This window comes from Shewanella septentrionalis (genome assembly GCF_025370265.1).
In the GTDB taxonomy this organism is placed as follows: Bacteria; Pseudomonadota; Gammaproteobacteria; order Enterobacterales; family Shewanellaceae; genus Shewanella; species Shewanella hafniensis.
On sequence record NZ_JAMTCC010000020.1, the window covers coordinates 23,419 to 43,937 of the forward strand.

At 48.6% G+C, this 20,519-nt stretch carries 14 protein-coding genes; 3 read left to right on the forward strand and 11 right to left on the reverse strand.

The window, feature by feature from the left end:
• Positions 1–75: 75 nt before the first annotated feature.
• Positions 76–1,419 carry a metalloprotease PmbA gene (gene pmbA, locus NE536_RS12735; protein WP_261272913.1) on the reverse strand — a complete coding sequence of 448 codons (1,344 nt, stop codon included), beginning with the start codon at positions 1,417–1,419 and terminating at the stop codon, positions 76–78.
• 207 nt (positions 1,420–1,626) lie between these two features.
• Here pmbA and yjgA point away from each other — a divergent pair, with 207 nt between their 5' ends.
• Positions 1,627–2,163, forward strand: coding sequence for a ribosome biogenesis factor YjgA (gene yjgA / locus NE536_RS12740; RefSeq protein ID WP_006087030.1), 537 nt, complete (start codon positions 1,627–1,629; stop codon positions 2,161–2,163).
• 29 nt (positions 2,164–2,192) lie between these two features.
• Positions 2,193–4,703 carry an Ig-like domain-containing protein gene (locus tag NE536_RS12745; RefSeq protein WP_261272914.1) on the forward strand — a complete coding sequence of 837 codons (2,511 nt, stop codon included), beginning with the start codon at positions 2,193–2,195 and terminating at the stop codon, positions 4,701–4,703.
• A 137-nt stretch (positions 4,704–4,840) separates the two neighbouring features.
• Here the strand turns inward: NE536_RS12745 and NE536_RS12750 are convergent, their stop codons facing one another.
• A complete protein-coding gene (locus NE536_RS12750; RefSeq protein ID WP_261272915.1) occupies positions 4,841–6,172 on the reverse strand; it encodes an APC family permease in 1,332 nt (443 codons plus the stop codon).
• A 2-nt stretch (positions 6,173–6,174) separates the two neighbouring features.
• Positions 6,175–6,324, reverse strand: a complete 150-nt coding sequence (locus NE536_RS12755) for a hypothetical protein (RefSeq protein WP_259560319.1) — start codon at positions 6,322–6,324, stop codon at positions 6,175–6,177.
• A gap of 386 nt (positions 6,325–6,710) precedes the next feature.
• Here NE536_RS12755 and NE536_RS12760 point away from each other — a divergent pair, with 386 nt between their 5' ends.
• Positions 6,711–7,112 (forward strand): hypothetical protein, encoded by a 402-nt coding sequence (locus NE536_RS12760; protein ID WP_220776333.1) that lies wholly within the window; start codon positions 6,711–6,713, stop codon positions 7,110–7,112.
• 85 nt (positions 7,113–7,197) lie between these two features.
• On the opposite strand, the gene NE536_RS12765 is transcribed toward NE536_RS12760, so the two are convergent.
• The 8 genes from NE536_RS12765 to rng form a co-directional block, all read right to left on the reverse strand.
• Positions 7,198–8,349: an ABC transporter permease gene (locus NE536_RS12765; protein WP_261272916.1), complete on the reverse strand. Its 1,152-nt coding sequence runs from the start codon at positions 8,347–8,349 to the stop codon at positions 7,198–7,200.
• 1 nt (position 8,350) lies between these two features.
• Positions 8,351–9,568 carry an ABC transporter permease gene (locus NE536_RS12770; protein WP_261272960.1) on the reverse strand — a complete coding sequence of 406 codons (1,218 nt, stop codon included), beginning with the start codon at positions 9,566–9,568 and terminating at the stop codon, positions 8,351–8,353.
• An 80-nt stretch (positions 9,569–9,648) separates the two neighbouring features.
• Positions 9,649–10,623: an HlyD family secretion protein gene (locus NE536_RS12775; protein ID WP_261272917.1), complete on the reverse strand. Its 975-nt coding sequence runs from the start codon at positions 10,621–10,623 to the stop codon at positions 9,649–9,651.
• Positions 10,613–12,058, reverse strand: coding sequence for a TolC family protein (locus NE536_RS12780; RefSeq protein ID WP_261272918.1), 1,446 nt, complete (start codon positions 12,056–12,058; stop codon positions 10,613–10,615). The genes NE536_RS12775 and NE536_RS12780 overlap by 11 nt, the downstream gene beginning before the upstream one ends.
• Before the next feature lie 271 nt (positions 12,059–12,329).
• A complete protein-coding gene (gene tldD / locus NE536_RS12785) occupies positions 12,330–13,778 on the reverse strand; it encodes a metalloprotease TldD (RefSeq protein WP_261272919.1) in 1,449 nt (482 codons plus the stop codon).
• 113 nt (positions 13,779–13,891) lie between these two features.
• Entirely contained in the window at positions 13,892–14,722 is an 831-nt protein-coding gene (locus tag NE536_RS12790; protein ID WP_261272920.1) for a carbon-nitrogen hydrolase family protein, read from the reverse strand.
• A complete protein-coding gene (locus NE536_RS12795) occupies positions 14,646–18,992 on the reverse strand; it encodes a YhdP family protein (RefSeq protein WP_261272921.1) in 4,347 nt (1,448 codons plus the stop codon). Before NE536_RS12795 ends, NE536_RS12790 begins: the two co-directional genes overlap by 77 nt.
• Positions 18,992–20,458: a ribonuclease G gene (gene rng / locus NE536_RS12800; RefSeq protein ID WP_006087039.1), complete on the reverse strand. Its 1,467-nt coding sequence runs from the start codon at positions 20,456–20,458 to the stop codon at positions 18,992–18,994. Before rng ends, NE536_RS12795 begins: the two co-directional genes overlap by 1 nt.
• Positions 20,459–20,519: the final 61 nt, after the last annotated feature.

Consider the following 20,519-nt stretch of genomic DNA (forward strand, 5'->3'; position numbering starts at 1 on the left):
CGCTAAAGTACAGGCACTAAAACGCTGAGACGACTTAAGCGCTATGCAGCACGGCTGAATGAGTGAGACTATGAATTAGTTACCCGCAATCTTCATTTCAGATAACAAGATACCGCCGGTACGAATCGATGAGCGCAGATCAAAATCCTTACTCACGGCTTGCACGCCACGGAACATCTCTTTTAAGTTACCCGCGATAGTGATCTCTTCCACTGGATATTGGATCTCACCGTTTTCAACGTAGAAACCCGCCGCACCACGGGAATAATCCCCCGTGACCATGTTCACGCCTTGACCCATAACTTCGGTCACAATCAAACCTGTGCCCATGTCTTTCACCAATTCGTCGAAGGTTTGGCCTGTGTGGCCGAGCGTCCAGTTATAAATACCGCCCGCATGGCCCGTGTTGGTTAAGCCTAACTTGCGCGCCGAGTAGCTGGTCAGCAAATAGGTTTCTAACATGCCGCGGTCAATAATGCGTCTATCTTGGGTCGCCACGCCTTCACTGTCGTAGTTCGCACTCGCTAGAGCGCCGAGTAAATGCGGCTGCTCTTCAATATTGAACCAATCGGGGAAAATTTGGGTGTTGATCGAATCCAATAAGAAACTGGATTTACGGTATAAACTGCCACCGCTGATCGCACCGATAAAGTGGCCGATTAACCCTGTGGCGATATCTGGCGCTAATAAAATGGGTAAACGCGTCGTCGCGATCTTGCGCGCACCGAGGCGGCTTACTGTCTTCTCGGCGGTCTTTAAACCGACCGCTTCAGGTGCAAGCATCTCGCTGAATTTACGGGCGATAGTGTAATCGTAATCCCGTTGCATATTGCCTTCACTATCTTCACCGATCACGCTGCAACTTAAGCTATAACGCGAGCTGCAATAACCGTTTAAGAAACCGTGGCTGTTACCATACACTTTAACCGCAGTGTGAGCATTGGCACTGGCGCCGTCGGAATTATTGATACGTGGATCGGCATCGAGCGCTGCAGTTTCGGCGCGGATCGCTAGTTGTGCTAACTCATCGGGGGAAATATCTTGTGGATAATACAGTTGAAGATCGCGGTTCTGAGTTGCCATCAAGGCTTTATCGGCAAGACCACTGAATGGATCCGGAGAAGTATAACGGGCGATATCGTCGGCCGCTTTCACCGCTAAGGCAATGGCCTCTGGACTTAAATCCGACGTCGATGAACTGCCCTTGCAACCATCGCGGTAAACCGTAATCCCTAAGGCACCATCTTTATTAAATTCAACGGTTTCAACTTCTTTTAAACGGGTAGAAACCGACAAACCTTGTTGTTTACTGATCGCCACTTCGGCAGCGTTCGTTCCTAATTTGTTGGCATATTCCAGCGCCACGGCCACCGCATCTTTCAGCGCGCCCAATTCACTATCGATTCTGTTCAAAGACACAAAGCTACTCTTTCGTTGTCGGCAATGACGCTAGCATAACAAACACAAATCCCATTCACATTAATTATTAGCGTGACACTGAGTCGCGGTCCAACACTAGGCTAAGGCGCAAAAGGGGCTCTGGTCTTTGTTTCAACACATTCACCTAGGCGATTTTTGGCTGGAGATGTTATTATTAGCCAGTTATTTACTTGAGGTTTTATCGATATGAAGATTGTTGGTGATTCAGAACATTTTAAACAGCCCTACGACATAGATGAAGATTATGTCAGCAGTAAAACAACGGACAAGCGTGATAGCGAAGCCGTGCAAAAAGTCGGTATGGAGCTTGTTTCACTGAGCAAAACTCAGCTAGATAAAATCGAGCTGGATGAGTTTTTGTACGACGCTATCCTGCAAACACGCAAAATCAAGGTTAATACTGAGGCGTATCGTCGCCACATGCAGTATATCGGCAAATTGATGCGTAATTTTGATATCGAGCCTATTAAGGCTTCACTCGCTATCGTGTTGAATAAAAACAACAACGAAACTGCGAAGTTGCAGATGTTCGAAAAAATGCGTGAACGCTTACTCACCCAAGGTGATGCTGAAATTCAAACCTTAGTTGAGCATTATCCGCAATTAGACAGACAAAAACTGCGTACTTTGGTGCGTCAAGCGACCAAAGAACTGGCCAAAGGTCCAGAATCAAAATCATCTAAAGAGCTGTTTAAATATCTACGCAGCGAAATCCAAGACTAATTAACTTCAGCCCCACAAGGATGTTGCTTATGCGACTTAGCAAAACGTTATGTAGCCTAGCTTTGCTTTTTATTGGACTATTTGGACTCGGGGCCTGTAACGGCCCTGCGGACGAAGATAACGGTGGCACAGATGCCACTGACGGTATTTATAAACTGTCTATCGACTTTAAGACCTTATCGGGTTCTGAATGCGGCAGTGTTACTTCACTCCAAAGTTTCCCTAAAGACACAGGTTTTTGCGCAGTCGCGAAGTTAAAGAAAGGCTCAGCTACAGTGAGCAAGCAGAAAGTCGACTTTACGACAGACCTTGGTGTATTAACACCTAATAGCAAACTAACAGACAATAACGGTGAAGCCATTATTATCGTTAGTAATCCTGATTTACTTGTCAATGCAGGGACAATTACTGCAACGACAACTCCAAAAGATTCCACAACGGCGCTAACAGCTACGCGCAAGTTTGAGTTTTTAGGTGTTAGCGATGGTACTTCTCCTGCAGCACCTAAACTCAGCGCCAGTATTTTAAATAGCTCAGCCTTAGTGACTCGCTTCAAAGTCGATGAGTCGGTACAACTGCAAGCCATATTGCTCGATAGCGAAAGCAACGGCATCGAAGGCGCGAAAGTGACGTTCAGCGCCGGCTCTGCAGCGCTGAATCCTGCAAGTGCATTAACCGACAATCAAGGTATTGCCCAGGTGCCTTATACGCCAAGTGCAACTGAATTAGGGGCAAACTCCCTCACGGTCACAGTGGACTACCAAGGTCAATCGCTGCAAACCAGCAGTCTGTATGAAGTCTTGAGTAAAGATGCGGTCAATCAAGAAGGTACGCTGAAACTCGGCTCATTCAATGGCGCTGTCTTTACTGAAGGTAAACTGGCGAGTACCTTAACGGCCGATGCCAATGGCGCATATAAGATCAGCGCAGGTGGCAGCTTTGGGGTGACCGCAAGTTTAGTCTTAGAGGCCAATGACGGTACTATTACCCGAGTGCAAACCCCCTCTTCCATCAGCTTTAGCTCAGATTGCACCAACAGCAATAGTGCGACACTCGATACCCCAGTGACGACCTTATCGGGTAATGCGAGCTCAACCTTCCAAGACACCAGTTGCAGTGGCAACAGTGAACGTAGCGACCAAATCATCGCCACGACAGTAGCAGGTAATCAGACGCTAACGGCAAATTTCCCATTTACTCTACAACGCCAAACCCTTGCCAGCTTAAGTTTTGAGTCAGCAGAGCCAGCACAAATTCGCATCAAAGGTGCGGGCGGCACAGGTGCAAGCGAATCCTCTTTAGTCAGCTTCAAAGTCACCAGCGCTAATGGCCAACCCGCAGCGCAGCAAGAAGTCAGCTTTACCTTAGACACTGTGGTTGGTGGTTTAAGTTTTGCTAATGGCACTGCGAATGCGCAAAGCCTGACTAACTCCCAAGGTATCGCCAGTGTGCGCGTATTATCCGGCACTGTCCCCACACCTGTGCGTGTGGTCGCTACCGCCGTTGATACTGATACTAAAGAAGTCATCACTAGCCAATCTGAACAATTAACTGTAAATACTGGTCTACCGCAACAGCTTGGGTTTAGCCTATCAACGACAGTATTCAATCCAGAAGCAGGTGACTTTAATGGTGAAACTGCCACTATCACTATTCGAGCCTCAGATAGTTTCGGTAATCCAGCGCCCGATGATACCGCGGTCAACTTCACCACAGAAGGTGGTGGCATAACCTCTCCATGTTTAACTAAAAATGGCACTTGTAGCGTCGTTTGGACATCACAATCAGCACGCGTACCCGATCACCGCATCACGATTCTCGCTTATGCCTTAGGTCACGAAACCTTCTTCGATACCAATGGCAATAACATCTTCGATGATGCCGATATCAGTAAAGACATCAATGGCATGCCTGTGACCGACTTGGCTTGTTTAACGAATTCAGGCGTCCCGAAAAAATGCACAGGTAATGGCATGGACATCGAAGCCTATTTGCCTAGTGGTTTCAGTGATCTAGGTGATGCGTTTAGGGATGACAATGAAGATGGCATTCGGAATTCAGCCGAACCATTTTGGAATACCCAAGCAAAAGAATATAGTTTTGCCGATGGTAAATTTAACGGTCCACAATGCGAAAGCGCACTCTGCGGCAAAGGCCAAGCCAATAAAACCTATATCCGCAAAGCCTTAGTAATGAGCATGTCAGGCTCACAGGCTTATCTCAGTGTGATGCAAGACGGTGTGTTATTGCCGAGTGTGAATGACATCAAACCTGTCGCCGTTGGTGCGAGTTCTGAGTTTGTAGTATTTGTCCACGACAGCGCGAATCAAATCATGCCTGCTCAGACAAGTATCGAGCTTTGCGTCGATTGTGCTGGAGCGCCTAAAACCTTCGAAGTGCCCAATACTGTTTATGCTAAAGGCAGTCTAGGTTCGCCGCTGAAATTTACGGCATCGGCCAATGCTAGTGTATCGCTGAAAGTCACAACCCCTAAAAATGTGGTCACTGACAACTTAGGTTTCACAGTGCCATCGCTTTAAAACTCGATTAAGCAAACTGAAAAGACCCGCGAATGCGGGTCTTTTCAATTGGACGTTTGATTAGAAGGCTATGCTGCCTCAATCAAACCCTTGTCAGTTATTAACAATAGCTGCAACGCTATGATCCTATGCAGCAACTAATTTTGTAACTCTACTGCTCGGCGTAAACGTATGCTACGCAGGGCCAAATATAAAGCTCCCGCGGCAGCCCAAATTAATCCCAATTCTAATGACTGTGGCTCTAAGTTCGCCCAAAGCACGCCAATAGTGCCAGCGCCACACAGGGGCAAGACTAAGTATTGCAGGTGATCTTTAAAGGATTGATTACGTCGCTCCCTCACATAAAACTGCACTATGACGGCTAAGTTCACGAAGGTGAACGCCACTAAAGCGCCAAAATTCACTAAGGCTAAGGCCATTTCCAAATCAAATGATACCGCAGACAGCGCCAGCGCTCCCACCAATAAGACATTAAATGCAGGGGTACGCCACTTAGGGTGGATATAAGCAAACCCTTTACGTGGCAGCATGTTATCTCGCCCCATCACATACAAAATCCGTGCAACGCCAGCGTGTGCAGCCATGCCGGATGCCAACACCGCCACTGTAGTCGCCACTAATACGATGGACTGAAATAGGTTTCCTCCAACGTAGAGTGCGATTTCGGGCAATACCGCATCAAGCTGCTGGAAGCGGGAAATATCGGGGAAATAAAGCTGAAGGAAATAAGACACGCCGACAAAAATCACCCCACCAATCAAGGCGGTCAACACGATAGCGCGAGGAATAACACGTTGAGCATCTTTAGTTTCTTCGGTCAGCGAGCTCAAACCGTCAAAACCGAGGAAGGAAAAACACAGAATAGTGGCGCCAGTAAATAACGGCACAATCGCCATATTCTCGGCATAAAAAGGTCGTACGCTCGCAATTGCACCTTCGCCTTCACCAAGGGAAATGCTATAGGCCATTAATGCTATAAACACGAGAATAATGGCGATCTGCACAAACACTATCACCCCATTAAAGTTAGCCACCAAATCAATCCCTTTAAGATTGAGCAGGGTCATTGTGGTCACGAGTGCGAAAATGAAGATCCAAGGTTCGACAGTGGGGAACATGGCGGTTAAATAGATTTTTGCCAACAACATGTTGATCATTGGCATAAACATATAATCAAGCAGTGACGACCAGCCCACCATAAAGCCGACATTCGGACTAAAGGTTTTCTGGGCGTAGGTGTAGGCTGATCCCGCGTAGGGATATTTACGCACTAAGTGGCCATAACTGAACGCGGTAAACAAAATTCCCGCCAGCGCGAATAGATAAGACGTAGCCACATGGCCAGAGGTAATCTCGGAAACAATACCAAAGGTGTCAAAAACAGCCATAGGCGTGAGATAGGCGAGCCCCATCACTACCACTTGCCATAAATTGAGGGTCTGCTTCAAACCCGGTTTGTGTTGACTCATGATCACGCCCCCATTGCACAGGGTTGAACAGCTAACCATGCATCTGCAATTGGTTTTGGCATGTGACTCACCATCAGCACTTTAGGCTTAATGGCTAACTCAACAACTTGATTTACGGCAATGACCGAAAATTCGGCGCACAACAGCCCCATTGATTTGTCCTCATTAAAATAGGTTCAGTCGAACCTCATATCATTTCCGGATGTTTACCGGCCTCAATTGTTTTAAAACGCATACTCTCTAAATAAAAATAACCGAGATACTGAGTACCTCGGCCATTTTTTCGGCGCGCATTCTCCCCCAAAACCAATAAGAAGACAACCCAACAAGGGCACTTTGCTGGCTATCTGCGCGATGAGAGTTAACTTAACGGAATAAGCAGGGATAAGCTCAAGACAGGATAATTTTTCATTTGTATTAAATTTGTTATTGGAAATGAAGCAGATATAGATATAATCGTTCGGCAAAACTAAACAGGGGCCGTTTAATTTGCGAAGCGACTGCTTCATTTGTTTTATCGCATCAAAAGGAAGATGACATGCGTAAAATTACTTTAATCTCTCTGGCCATTGGCAGCTGTTTTCTCGCCGCCTGCGCCGCAAAACCACCTATTATCGCTCAAGAAAAAACCGTTGAAATCGATGGTATTAACTTAGTTTTTGGTGGCAGTTTTGATACAGAACGCAAAAACATTTCACTCTCGGTAAATGGCGACTCTGTTATGAAAGGCACTTTCCCTCCTTATACTCCGACCCAAAACTTGAGCGGTAAATACAAGGATTTCAAAATTTCTAGCCAATGCTATTTCGGTTCAGTGCTCAGCAGCCAAGGTGGCGCATTTGGCGCGATTGCCGGCGTCATTCAAGCGACTAAATCGAGCTCGGGCGATAAGTGCGACATGCTCGTCGATGGTAAAATTGTAGAAAGTCTTTACTTCTAAAGATTAATTACAGAAGTACCTAAACAGCCCCTGTAAAGTACAAGACCTGTAAACACTCGCGAGATGCTCTGTCCCGCGAGTCCCATCAAAGCTGATTAGCTTCAGCCAACAATCTCACTCTGCGTTTAATACCCAAGATCGCTAAGCTAAAAAAGACGGCAAATAAGCCCCAGAGTTGTAGCCATTTTGGCATCACACTCGCCCAACTTGCGCCCATTTGATTGAGTTCTAACATACCCATAATTGCGGGAACGGCAGGGATAAACTGCGAACCTAAAACCAGTGGTTCAGGAATGAGCGCTATCGGCCAGACAAAACCCGACACGAATAGGATTGGCATTGAAATCAACAGCAGCACTTGGGTCGGTAAATCGCGACGGGTAAACAAGGTGCTCATGGCGACCCCAGCAGCAGCGGTAGCCAATAAAAAAGGTAACAACCATAACGCGACAACACCCAGACTAGCCTGAATGCTGACGTGATACCAGTGGTAACAATAGCCGACGTAAAAACTAGTAAAGAAGAGATAAATCAACATAAAGGCGAGTATTCGCCCACATAAGAGTTGTACAGGCGAGACCTGCTGCCAATAGCCTTTCTGGCGCCATTGCCCTGCCCCTAAAATACCTGTGCCTATGAGCAAGGTTTGATGCAAGATCAGCAAAAATAGTCCTGGTACTACATAGGGCGTATAACCTAGGCTTGGGTTAAAGGCGGGCACGCTATTGAGGTGAATCGAGTTGACACTCTGCTCAGCTTTTTTAGGATTTGTGCCTTGGGCCAACATGCCAATCAATTGCACTTGCTTGCCCGCGTCCATACCGGCGCTCACTAAGCCTTCGACAACCGCGGAATAAATCAGGAAATAACTGGCATCGCCGCCATAACTCAACGTCACTCCCTTACCCAGCATTAAGTCGCGGCGGAAACCTTCTGGGATCACCAGTAAACCGTGGGCCTTGCGCGTCTCAATAAAACGCTTCGCCTCGGTAATCGAACCCACTTGGCCTATGACTTGGATTTTTGCACTAGCGTCAGCATGGCGGATCAACTGGCGACTTAAAGAAGAATGATCTAAGTCCACCACAATCAGCTGTTGCTCAGTAGGCACTTGGTTTAAATAGGGTAAAGGATACAATATCGAATAAAACAGCACGCCGCCAAACAAGGTCACTGCGATCGCTTTATCGCTAATAATCGCCTTAAGTTCAGTTAACATCAGTCGCCAGATATTCATCCTATTGCCCCTTCGCAGGCAGAGCTGCGCCCGAGTCAACTACTGCCACCACATTATTCGCGCTAACCGTGCTCGGCAGTAATTGACGCGATAGCAAATAGATCAAAGGCAGCAAACAGATAAAGCCCCAATAACTGCTGAGTTGGCCCGCCACGCTCGGCCAAGTAGCACCGTAACTGACGACGCTCACATGGGACTCAATATAGTGGCTCGATGGCATTATCAATCGCCACCACTGCGCCAATTGCGGCATATCATGGGTGGGGAAAGTGATGCCCATAAAGGCAAACGCGGGCGCAAATAAGGCCGTGCAGAAACTGATGACCCGCGCACTGTCACGCATCACGACAAAGATGAATAACACCAGACTCCAGACCGCCAGTAACATCACCAATTGTGCCACCAGCAATAGGGCTAAACTGCCCGCCATAGGCAACGCGAGATACAAATACAGCCAAGCTAAAATAAAGCTGCCCTGCAGCATCAATATCGGCGTAAACAACACAAATTTCGCCAGCACCTTAGGCCAAAAATGTTCGGTTAAGGTATTTGCTATGCCATTGTTCTGGTTCGTGGGCGCGAGATGCAGCTCTCGATTTAAGCTGTTGGCCATCACTAACATAGATAACAACTGCCACAGCGCAATCAGCACTGGTGGCACTAAGAAGCCTATGTAGTTGTTATTTCGGTTAAACAGCGCCGTTGTTTGGCTTTTGACTGGGCTTAAATTGACTGCCACTTGGGATTTAGGCGTGCCGTTGGCGAGCTGTTTTAAACCTGCGACGTGCAATAAACCGTCACCCAGACTCAGCTGAATTTGGCTTGAGAGTAACTTGCCCACCAGCAAAAATTGGCTGTTGTAGCGCACATCTATGGTGGGCTTGTGGCCAGTGAGCAAATCTTTTTTCATATCATAGGGAAAGACCACGATAGCGTAGACTTTCGCCTGCTGCATCGCCGACACAGCCGCGGCTAAATCGGTGAAGTTTTGTGGCTCTGTCACAGGATTAGCCTTCAGCTGACGGGTCAGCATACGGCTCAACTGACTGTGGTCTTGATCGACAATCGCCACCGGCAGTTGCCTTGGTAAGCCTGCACTGAATAGCCACCACAGGCAGAAAATCCCGATCAGCGGAATATAACTGATCAGCGCCAACTGCCAAGGATCGCGCCACAGGGCACTGAGCTCACGGCGAACTAACGCGATGAGCAAGGCCATAAAGCTTCTGCTCGATGGCTGTGATTCATCCTTAGTCTTGTCGACCGTATTGGCGTTGGGCGTGCGTTCAGTCACGGCTGTTACTCACTGCGCAGCAACACAGACATACCGACACGCAGATCGGCAATCGGCTGGCTTGGACGCAATTCCACTTCGAAGGTGCGCATATCAAAATCGTGGCCGCTCTCGGTCGAGCGCCATGTCGCAAAATCCCCCATCACGCTGATATGGGACACAGTAAAGTCCACATCTTGCCCGAGCGCAGGAATATTCAGCTGAACTTTTTGGCCTTGCTTGAAGCGCTTAAGTTGATCTTCGCGCACTTGGAACACGGCCCATGAATCCTGCATGTCAATCAGGCTCACAATCGGAAAACCGCTCGGCGCTAATTCACCCGCCTGCAATAGCACGTCGCTGATTTCACCCGATTTAGGCGCGCGCATTTGGCTATCTTGCATAATGGCGTTGACTTCTTTTACCGCACCTTCGGCCATACGGGCGTTACCGGCGGCAGCGGCTTTGGTTTCGACCCGCGCGCCTTCCTGCGCCATTTGATACATGGCTAACGCCGCTTGCTCTGTGTATTTCGCCGCTTGCCATTGGGTAAAGGCTTCATCGCGTTTTTGTCTCGCGGCCACTCCTTCATTGAAGAGGTTTTCAACGCGAGTATAAGTGGTTTTAGCCAGCGTTGCCGCTGCCTGTGCCTTGAGCCATTGCTCTTTGGCCGCCATCACTTCTTGGCTACGGGCGCCGTTGTTGGCTTCAAGCTGCATCGCTTTAGCGGCATCACGGCCACCTTCGGCCTGCATCAACTTAGCATCTAACTCAGGGCTGTGGATGGCGAACAACAAATCCCCTTCGGCCACACTGTCACCACGGCGCACCAGCACTTGCTCAACACGGCCTGGCACCTTAGAGGAGACATTGTATTCGCGGGCTTCAATCTGGCCCTGCAACAGGCTCGGCTGCGGACTGTACGCCAGCTTGAGGCCATAGGCCAAGATAAGGCCTAATGCGACCAACGCCACAAGGGCAAGTATTCTGTTAGCGCGCATTGTTTGTCTCCTGCACTTGGGTAGGGGCTGTGGTTTGAGCTGAGTTTCGAGCTATGGTACGACCGATAAATTCATCTAATTGACCACTGATGGCCATTAATCTGGCATAGGCTTGCACATAACGATAACGGGCGGCCAGTTGCTGAGTCTTGACTGCGCTGAGTTTCAGCTCGGCATCGACTCTGTCGATAGAAGTTGAAAGCCCTTGATTAAAGGCGATTTCCCGCAGGCGCAGGTTTTCGCTGGCGAGTTCGAGTGAGGTATCCAGCGCCTTCACTTCTTCTTCGGCCTGTAATAATTGGCGATAACTTTGATCCAGTAACAGACTCAAGTCTTGCCGTGTTTGCGCCTTGGTATAACGGGCCTGCAAGAGTGCACTCTTGGCGGCTTCGACCTTACCACTGCGACCATCGCGGCTTAGAATAGGCACTTTCACACCGACGCCGACCATCCAATCGGGCTCTACCTGAGAAAACAGGCTGTCATCTTCGTAAAGTGTATAATTACCAAAAAGGAAAACCGTGGGGTGATACTTACCCTGTTCTAATGAAACCAAGCCATTGGCCTGCGCTTCCTTGGCTTCGAGCAATTTAAGCGCTGGATGTTGGCTCAGCGTCACTTGGGTGAGCTGACCTAAAGACGGCGCATGCGGCAAGACAAATAGAGGTGACTCAGTACCAACATCGCTTTGCTGCAACATGCGCGACAGGGCGATAACTGCCATTTCGTGCTGACGGCGAGCGCTGCCTAAATTGACTTTGGCATTATCTAACGCGACCTGCGCATTGAGGCGCTCAACCTTAGCGATTTGCCCTTCTCGCTCTAACGCGAGCGCATGGTCAACATGCTTAGTTAAAGAGCCAACAAGATCGGTTTGGGTATTCACCAGCGCCAGCGTGACATCAACGGCATAGTATCTGTCGACCAATAGGGTAAATAAATCCCGGGTGGCGAGCTGTAACTCTTGTTGCTTCTCGGCCACCATAGCCGCGTGTATACCTTGGGCTGCGGTGATCTGCCCGCCCGTATAAATCGGCCACATGGCTTGTAAGCTCGCGCGGAAGATATCTTGCTCGGTAAAAGGTGTGACAAACATTGATCCCGGAATACTCGCCAGTGCTCCGCCAAGGGCGGGTGGCAAAGTGGCGGGATCAAGGGAGGCTAAGGGATTGAGATCCCGAAGATCCAGTTCAATCGGTTTTTCGAGGTGGGTATAACTGCCATTAAGGCTCAAGGAGGGCAGATTTAAGCTCTCGCCCGCCTCTTCTTCACCTTTAGCGCGATTAACTTCCTGGGATTGCGCTTGCAACTTATCGCTCACCTTCAGCACTTGTTGCCAAGCGTCGGTGAAGCTCGTGGGCTGGGCATGGCCAGCCAAAGGCAATAAACAAGGCAAGGGCAGTAAACACAGCCAAGCCACACGTGATAGTTTCATTAACACCTCTAGAGTAGTTACTCTAATTTCCTTTGCGAATGATAACATCCATCATGGTAAGCGGCTAGAAGGACGATCACAGAGGATCGAACCTAGTACTCTTCGACCGAGCGACTAAGGCGATTTATCTCAGTTTTGCTCCTTGGCGCTCAACATGCTCATGCACTGTAACATAGCCATGAGCATACCTTTCCGTATGAGCCCGAAGCCGAATCGAGCCTTACCTATTACCACGCTTATCGCCATCGCGCATCTACAAGCTGAACGAATACTAAGCCGTACCACCCACAGTTAAGCGATCTAACTTCAAGGTAGGTTGGCCTACGCCTACAGGGACACTTTGACCGTCTTTACCGCAAACGCCAACACCTTGATCTAAAGCCATATCGTTACCGACCATAGAAATCTGGCTCATTGCCTCAGGGCCGTTACCGATTAAAGTGGCGCCCTTAATGGCTTGTGTGACTTCACCATTTTCAATCAAATAGGCTTCAGATGCGGAGAACACAAACTTACCCGAAGTGATATCCACTTGACCGCCACCAAAGTTCGGCGCGTAAATGCCCTTCTTGACTGACTTGATGATCTCGCTTGGATCCGACTCACCCGCCGTCATATAGGTGTTAGTCATACGTGGCATAGGCAAATGCGCGTAAGACTCACGGCGACCGTTACCCGTTGGTGCGACGCCCATTAAGCGAGCATTGAGTTTGTCTTGGATGTAACCCTTTAAAATACCGTCTTCAATCAACACGGTTCTTTGAGTCGGCACACCTTCATCGTCGATGCTGAGTGAACCACGACGATTAGGCAAGGTGCCATCATCGACCACAGTCACTAACTTAGAGGCGACTAACTGACCCACCTTACCGCTGAAAGCACTGCTGCCCTTACGGTTAAAGTCCCCCTCTAAACCATGTCCAACCGCTTCGTGGAGCAATACACCCGGCCAGCCATTGCCTAACACCACGGGCATTTCGCCCGCTGGTGCATCGATAGCATTAAGATTGACCTGCGCTTGACGCACGGCTTCACGGGCAAAGGCGAAACACATAGGTAAACCCGTGTCATCGCTTGCCATTAATACGCTGTAGTCATGACGACCACCGCCACCGGCGCCGCCACGTTCACGTTTACCGTTTTCTTCTAAGATCACGCTACAGTTAAAGCGCACCAAAGGACGAATATCGGCCGCTAAAGTGCCATCACTGGCGGCGATAAGGATTTCTTCGTGTACGCCTGCAAGGCTAACAACCACTTGAATAATGCGGCTATCTAAACTGCGAATAAAAGCATCGGCTTCTTTCAGCAGATTGATTTTTTTGACTTCTTCCATTGCCGCAATCGGATCTAAACTGTCGTATAACGCCAAGGCTTTTTGACGTTTAAAGGCTTGAACCTGAGTTTGCTCACCGGCACTGGCAATGCCGCGGGCGGCCTGAGCGGCAGCGCTTAGAGCTGCTGGCGTAATATCATCAGCATAGGCGAAACCGGTTTTTTCACCGCTGATCGCCCGCACGCCCACACCGCGTTCGATATGGAAACTACCGTCTTTAATGATGCCGTCTTCCAGCACCCAAGACTCGTGGCGACTACCTTGAAAATAGAGATCGGAATAATCGATTTTGTGTTGATGTATGGTGTTTAGATAGGTTTGCAACCCCTCTAACGCTAACCCATTCTTCAATAAACTTTGCTCTACTTGTGCTAAAAATGGCATCTATGCTCTCTCTGACCCCAAGGGATCTTGATATTCTGAGTGTAAATTCGCTGTACTAATTCTGTACGTAAATCGCTGTCTAATTCGGTATTGCCGCTCGCCAGTGCGGGCGGTTATTTCAAGCTTGGCTCAAGGAAACGATTATGCTGCACCACGGGCATTTTACGGCGAATACTGTGCAGTTCGGTTAAATCGACCTCAGCCTGCACCCAACCCGTACCCGATTTACGTTCGGCCAAAATGTTGCCCCAAGGACCGACTATTATGCTCTGCCCCCAGGTTTCCCGGCTACCTTCATTATGCTGTCCCCACTGAGCGGCGGCGAGAATAACGCATTGGGTTTCAATCGCTCTGGCCTGTAGCAATACTTGCCAATGGGCTTCACCGGTAACTTTTGTGAAGGCCGACGGCAAGGTAATGATCTCAGCACCCGCAAGACGCATCGCCCTAAATAAGTCGGGAAAGCGTAAATCATAACAGATGGCTAGGCCAATTTTGCCAAAAGGTGTATCGATAACGCTAATGTGATCACCGGGGCAGAAGGTTTCGCTTTCACGATATTGTTTTGTACCATCGGCAACATCCACATCAAACAGGTGCAGCTTATCGTAGTGCCCTAAAGTATCACCTTTATCATCAAACAGATAACTGCGGCTATAGACGCGGCCATCCTCAGCCAGCGCCGGAATAGTGCCAGCCACCATAAAGACCTGATATTTGGCTGCCAATGCACTTAACGCCGACTTGAGCGGACTCTGATGAGCATCACCCGCATAGGCGAGTTGCTGACTTTCGTGGCCACCAAACAGTAAACTGCATTCGGGCAACACGACTAAATGGGACACATCGGCATCCCGTTTGAGTTCGTTAAGCTGCGATTCGATAAACAGCAGATTGGCGCTGACGTCGCGACTGCTCTGACATTGCAACAGGCTGATGTGCATTGTTATCTCCCTGAATTTGCTTAATCGGTTCTACTGCTGGCTGATTCTCTGGTGTGGCAGGCGTGTTCGGCGCTTCAGGCGAAGGCGTCGCTTGAGGTTGCACTAACTTTAAATCGGGCGCTTTAATTTGATCTGTGGCTGGCTTGGGCTCTTCTGACTTTGATTCTTCAGTTCTGGCCTCTTCAGGCTTAACTGCTTGTGGCTCAAGCGCTTCTGATTGTGCTTCTTGAAGCTGTGGCTCAGATTTAGCGTCGCTTGGTTTGACTTCAGTTGACTGAGCTTCAGTTAACTTAGTTTCAGTTGGCTTAGCTGCTGTTGATTGAGCTTCGGTCGATTTCGCTTCTATCGGCTGAGTGATATCGGCGTTATGACTCGCAGCTTCGGTCTGCGCCGCTGGGCGCTCAACTCCAACAACAGGTAAAATAGCCTCGGGAATTTCAATCTCCTTACTCTTACGTTCCAGCTCTTCAACCACAGGTTCAGCCATAGTGCCGGTCACCCGAAAACGAATTTCTGAAATTACTTCAATCACAGGCTCAAGCACTTTTGTCAGCGCAAATGCGCCCAGACCGAGCGTCCACGCACTGGTACTGAGCAATACCACAGTCGGCACACTCGAGGCCAATTGCGGCACAAAGCGGATATCGTAATTCAAACTTTCAGTAGTGAGATCCGTATAGCCACGGACCTTCATATTGCCCGCAATCGCATCCATTTCGGTATCAGTGGTTTTCACTACACCGTTATCAATTTGCAGATTGCCATTGAAGGAGTTGAAATACATGCCCTGACCGAAGACATCGGTGAAATCCAGCGACAGTTTGCGTACCAAAGAATCTAAGCTGAACAAGGAGAAAATGCGCGCGCCCTTATCACTCACCTGAGATAAATGCCCTTTGCCTAAGTCGAACTTCACCTTGCCATTTAAGGTTTCGAGGGAGAAAGCATAAGGCGCACCTTGCCAAGACAAATCCGCGTTAACCTTTAATGGCGCTTCATTCACGCCGGGATCTATGCCCAACTGAGCCGAGAGGTAATTAAACTGAGTGGCGTTCAATTCGACACTCAAATCAGTTTTATTCTGCCCTGCCTGTTGCTGCCAAATACCACTGCCCTGCAAGGTCACATTAGGCGTAGTCAACGACAGGGTTTGGATTTTATAGCCCGCCGCTTGTGGGCCCGCCTGCAAGACTAGCTTGCCAAAAGGCTTATCGAAGAAACGAAAATCTTCCACATTCACGGCCACGGGCGGCAGGTTAGTGAGCACTTGATCGCTGGCAAAATCGGCATCGGTATCCGACTTAACCTCAGGTGAAAAATAGAATTTGCTCGCCACAACTTTGAGGCCTTGGGTTCGCCAGTTGGGATAGAAATCGACCCAGCCGTCAAATTCGTTGGCAACGGTATTAAAACGCCAGCCCGTTTCATTGGGTTTCGCATTGAGCCTAAGCTCGGTCAGCTGTTGCCCTAAAAGGTCGAGGCGGCCAATATGGGAATCGATACTCGCCACCGCAGGGAATAAACTGTCATGGTCGATATCCTCGACGAGGATGCCGGTTTTAGGTAATTTCTCTTGGCCAACAAAGGCATTAATCACAGGTAACCAGTCGGCTAGTTTCGCCTTACCAAGGTCAATTTGAATATGACCTTTTTCAGTATTTCGGGCTTCATCCTGATCGAATAAACGCCCCAATAACAAATCAAAATAACTAAAGTTAGCGCCTTTTTCATTATCGAAACCACCGATAAACTCGGCATGACTCGCGAGCTTTACATCTAAGGTTGCATCATTTTGATCGCCAATAAACTCAGCGACTAAGGGCCGCGGCTCATCTTCGGGTTTGGCAAAATATCCTGGGAATGACAGTTGAGTGCCAACCATATCCGAAGTTACTTTGGCTTGAATTTGATAACCTTTTTCAGTAAACAGCATAGTCATAGCGCCGTCCCAACTGATTTTACCCTGATAGAAATCACTCAAAGGATTATGTAATGCTTCGGGGAGACGATTCAGATCCCAACGACTTTTGAGTAAAAGATTAAGACCGAAATCTTTGCCTTTAGGCTGAGTATCAAAGGTTAAGTTGAGCGGCTGTTCGAACAAACGCGCTTTAATACCTTTACCTGTCACCACCTCATTCGCAAAGTCGACGATACCCGTTACGCCATTAAGCTGCAGTCCGGGCTGGGCAATATACACAGGCGTGTTATCAAAACTAATTTGACCACGAATATCTTCTGCGCCTCCGTCATACAGCGGAATACTGATATCCAAATTGCCAGTCACAGCGCCTTGTACTTGCACGATATCTAAGGTTTTACCCACTGAACCCGCCAAAGGCGAGGCTTGTAACACTTTAGTCGCCGCGCTGCCTTGGGTAGCAAGTTCGGCTTCAATCCTCAGCAGCGTGTGCTCCCCAATCGCGGGAATAAATACATGGGCACCCGTGGCATCCACGTTCATCAGCTTGCCTTGGTTGAGCCAAAGATCCATACGAGCATTTTCAAACAAAGCATTAAGGGATAAGTCTGTGACAACAGGCCAATCGGGTTGAAACTGGAATTGGGCATCCGTTAAAGTAAATGCCGCTTGAAACACGCCGCTATTGTCATCGAAGGGGAACCCGTTTAACGGACCACGCCAAACGACCTGTGCATCTTGGGTCTGACCCGCTTTAAGTCCTGTATCCAAATACTCGGCCAGTGATTCACCCATCGCCTTATTGGGGAAATACTTGTCGGCATTGGCGACATTATTGATATGAACATTGGCGGCCAGCGCCATATGCGCCGCAGCACTGAAATCCAATTTCAGCGCAGCATCTAAGCCTATATCATCGTTCTCAAGCTGCAACTGAGGCACATTTAAACTCAACTCTGCAGTATTGAACTGACCATCAATTACCGAACCGTTAAAGACGAGTGGCGCCGAAAATTCATCCCCAAAATCCACGGTATAAACTTGTGCAGGCAAAGAGAAATACAGCGTCTTGTCTTGCCAATGTAAGTTCAGATCTAAAGGATGAGTATTGGGGATACCGTCGACCTTCTGCCAATGTAACTGTTTCACCTCAGAAGTAGCGAGCAAAGGCTGATCGGCCTTTTGATACAGTCGAATGGGCCCAATACTGGCTTCAGGCGATAAAGCATGCCATTGATGTAATACGGCTTTATCGACTCCGGGGAATAGCGGTAACAGGGGTAACAGGTTTTGAGTGTTAACTTGATTCACATAGGCAAAGAATTCGTCATGTTGACGCTTAGCCGCCAGCGTTAACTGCGGCCAATGCTCACCGTTAGTGACAAAGTCGAGCCCTGAGCTCTGTACTTCCCAGCCTGAATCTTTTGGCTGCCAAACGATATCACCCGCTTGGATTTCAAATCGTTGTGGCACTTCCTTTAAGGTCCATTGCAACCAGCTCGGCTCAAAATGAGCCATGGCAGAACTGATGCTGCGATCGGCAAACGTAAGCCAAGCCTTAAGATTAACGACCCCTTCTAAGGGTAATTTTTTGCTCGCATCATAGGGATTAGGCTGACGCGATGCCCACTCACCTAAGTCTAATGAGTTAGCCGCCAGATAAATCTGCCCCGTTAAGCTGTCGGGATTCGCGCCATCGCCATTGAGATCTAACTGTAATCCCAGAGATTCATGCTCAGAGGCATTATCATCAAGATACAGTTCCCCTGCACCGCGGTGACGCTCGCCATTATTGCGCCAATTTAGCTGGCGTATATGGATCGGGCGAAACTCTTGGCGCAAGCTGAGCAGTTGCACTGTGGCATGGGTTAACGAAAATCTGTCGAGTTGCTTGAGCAATAATGCATAGAGCCAATCAACTTGCGGCGCTTTATTGGTTGCGGCGGGATTATTTTCGCTCAGCTTGTCCATGTTTAACGCGATATGGACACCATCAAAATTGACATCTTCGATACGCGGCGTGAAGGTCAGCAGCGATTGCCAAAAATCTAACTTCACTTGCACATTCTTGATAATCAAAGTGACGGGCAGTTGTTCCTGCGGCGGGATCACTAGATTATCTATGTTAATTGCCGGACCAAACGCTTGCCAGTGGGCGGATAATTCCCCCACTTGCACATCAACCTTATATTCGCTTTTTACGTAATCAACCAGTTGCTGACGCACCCCATCAACCTGTGGCAATAAGCCACGGATCAAACTCACTGCAAGCGCAAATAGCACTAAGATTAGCGCGATAAATTGCCAACAAAAACGACTTAGTTTTTTTGCAGTAAAAGGTGCCGCCACTACATCATCACCACATCGTATTTATGCTGTGAGTACATAGGCTCATTTTGCAAACGTATACGCTTACCTATATAAACCTCAAGCTCAGCAATCAGATGATTTTCATCGGTATGCAGGCTTTGATACACGGCAGGCGAACAGTACAACAGGAACTCATCTGCATCATAGGCGCGGTTTAAGCGGATGATTTCGCGAAACACTTCATAGGAAACGGTCTCAACCGTCTTCATGCTGCCCGTGCCATGGCAGGCGGGGCATTCGCCACAAACCACGTGCTCTAAGCTCTCACGAGTTCGTTTACGGGTCATTTCAACTAAACCTAAGCCAGAGAAACCACTTACATTGGTTTTCACTCTATCCTTAGACAAAGCACTGGTTAAGCTACTGAGCACCCGAGCCTTATGATCCGCCGTCATCATGTCGATAAAATCGATAATAATGATGCCGCCGAGATTACGCAGACGTAACTGCCTCGCTATCGCTTGGGTCGCTTCGAGATTGGTATTAAAAATGGTTTCTTCAAGATTTCTGTGCCCAACAAAAGCGCCGGTATTGATATCTACAGTCGTCATGGCTTCGGTCTGATCGATAATCAAATAGCCGCCAGACTTGAGCTCAACCTTACGACCAAGCGCACGTTGAATTTCGTTCTCCACATCGTAGAGATCGAAAATTGGCGCAGGCCCTGAATAATGCTCAATCTTCTCGGCAATTTCAGGCATAAACTCTTGGGCAAAGGACTGCAACTCGGCAAAGGTGCGGCGAGAATCGACCTGAATACGGTCAAGCTCAGTACCAACAAAATCACGCACAATCCGCACAGGTAAGGCTAAATCTTGATATAAGAGCGACACGCCACTGCGCTTACGTCGCTCACTGACCTTTGACCAAACACGCCTTAAAAACGCCGCATCTTGGGATAACTCATCCTCACCCACGCCTTCGGCGGCGGTGCGGATAATAAAACCACCGTCATCATCGACATAGGGCAAAGTGATTTGCTTGAGGCGACTGCGCTCTTCTTCAAGCTCGATACGCTGGGAAACGCCAACGTGGCTAGAGCCAGGCATAAAGACTAAATAGCGGGAAGGCAGCGTGATGTCGGTAGTCAGACGTGCGCCCTTAGTGCCCAGTGGATCTTTAACCACTTGCACCATAATATCTTGTCCTTGGCGGACTAATTCGGCGATATCGCGGACAACGAAATGCCCTTTCTCAACATCGGCAACGCATTCAGTGTGCGGCACTATGTCGGACGCATGTAGAAAAGCGGCTTTATCTAAGCCAATATCGACAAAGGCGGCTTGCATACCGGGCAACACACGGCTGATTTTACCTTTGTAAATATTGCCAACTAAACCCCGTTTCATCCGGCGTTCAATGTGTACTTCTTGCAGCACGCCATGCTCAACTAAGGCAACCCGTGCCTCAGAGGGGGTTACGTTGATCAGTAATTCTGAACCCATCTTGCGCTGTATTTTATTTGGAATTAAGCGACTGGTATTCACGACTCACCCCATTCGGGAA

Bases quoted from the DNA above. Each gene is read 5' to 3' on its own strand.
- yjgA (WP_006087030.1), top strand. From the start codon at position 1,627: ATGAAGATTGTTGGTGATTCAGAACATTTTAAACAGCCCTACGACATA.
- NE536_RS12745 (WP_261272914.1), top strand. From the start codon at position 2,193: ATGCGACTTAGCAAAACGTTATGTAGCCTAGCTTTGCTTTTTATTGGA.
- NE536_RS12750 (WP_261272915.1), bottom strand. From the start codon at position 6,172: ATGAGTCAACACAAACCGGGTTTGAAGCAGACCCTCAATTTATGGCAA.
- NE536_RS12755 (WP_259560319.1), bottom strand. From the start codon at position 6,324: ATGGGGCTGTTGTGCGCCGAATTTTCGGTCATTGCCGTAAATCAAGTT.
- NE536_RS12760 (WP_220776333.1), top strand. From the start codon at position 6,711: ATGCGTAAAATTACTTTAATCTCTCTGGCCATTGGCAGCTGTTTTCTC.
- NE536_RS12765 (WP_261272916.1), bottom strand. From the start codon at position 8,349: ATGAATATCTGGCGACTGATGTTAACTGAACTTAAGGCGATTATTAGC.
- NE536_RS12770 (WP_261272960.1), bottom strand. From the start codon at position 9,568: ATGGCCTTGCTCATCGCGTTAGTTCGCCGTGAGCTCAGTGCCCTGTGG.
- NE536_RS12775 (WP_261272917.1), bottom strand. From the start codon at position 10,623: ATGCGCGCTAACAGAATACTTGCCCTTGTGGCGTTGGTCGCATTAGGC.
- NE536_RS12780 (WP_261272918.1), bottom strand. From the start codon at position 12,058: ATGAAACTATCACGTGTGGCTTGGCTGTGTTTACTGCCCTTGCCTTGT.
- tldD (WP_261272919.1), bottom strand. From the start codon at position 13,778: ATGCCATTTTTAGCACAAGTAGAGCAAAGTTTATTGAAGAATGGGTTA.
- NE536_RS12790 (WP_261272920.1), bottom strand. From the start codon at position 14,722: ATGCACATCAGCCTGTTGCAATGTCAGAGCAGTCGCGACGTCAGCGCC.
- rng (WP_006087039.1), bottom strand. From the start codon at position 20,458: ATGGGTTCAGAATTACTGATCAACGTAACCCCCTCTGAGGCACGGGTT.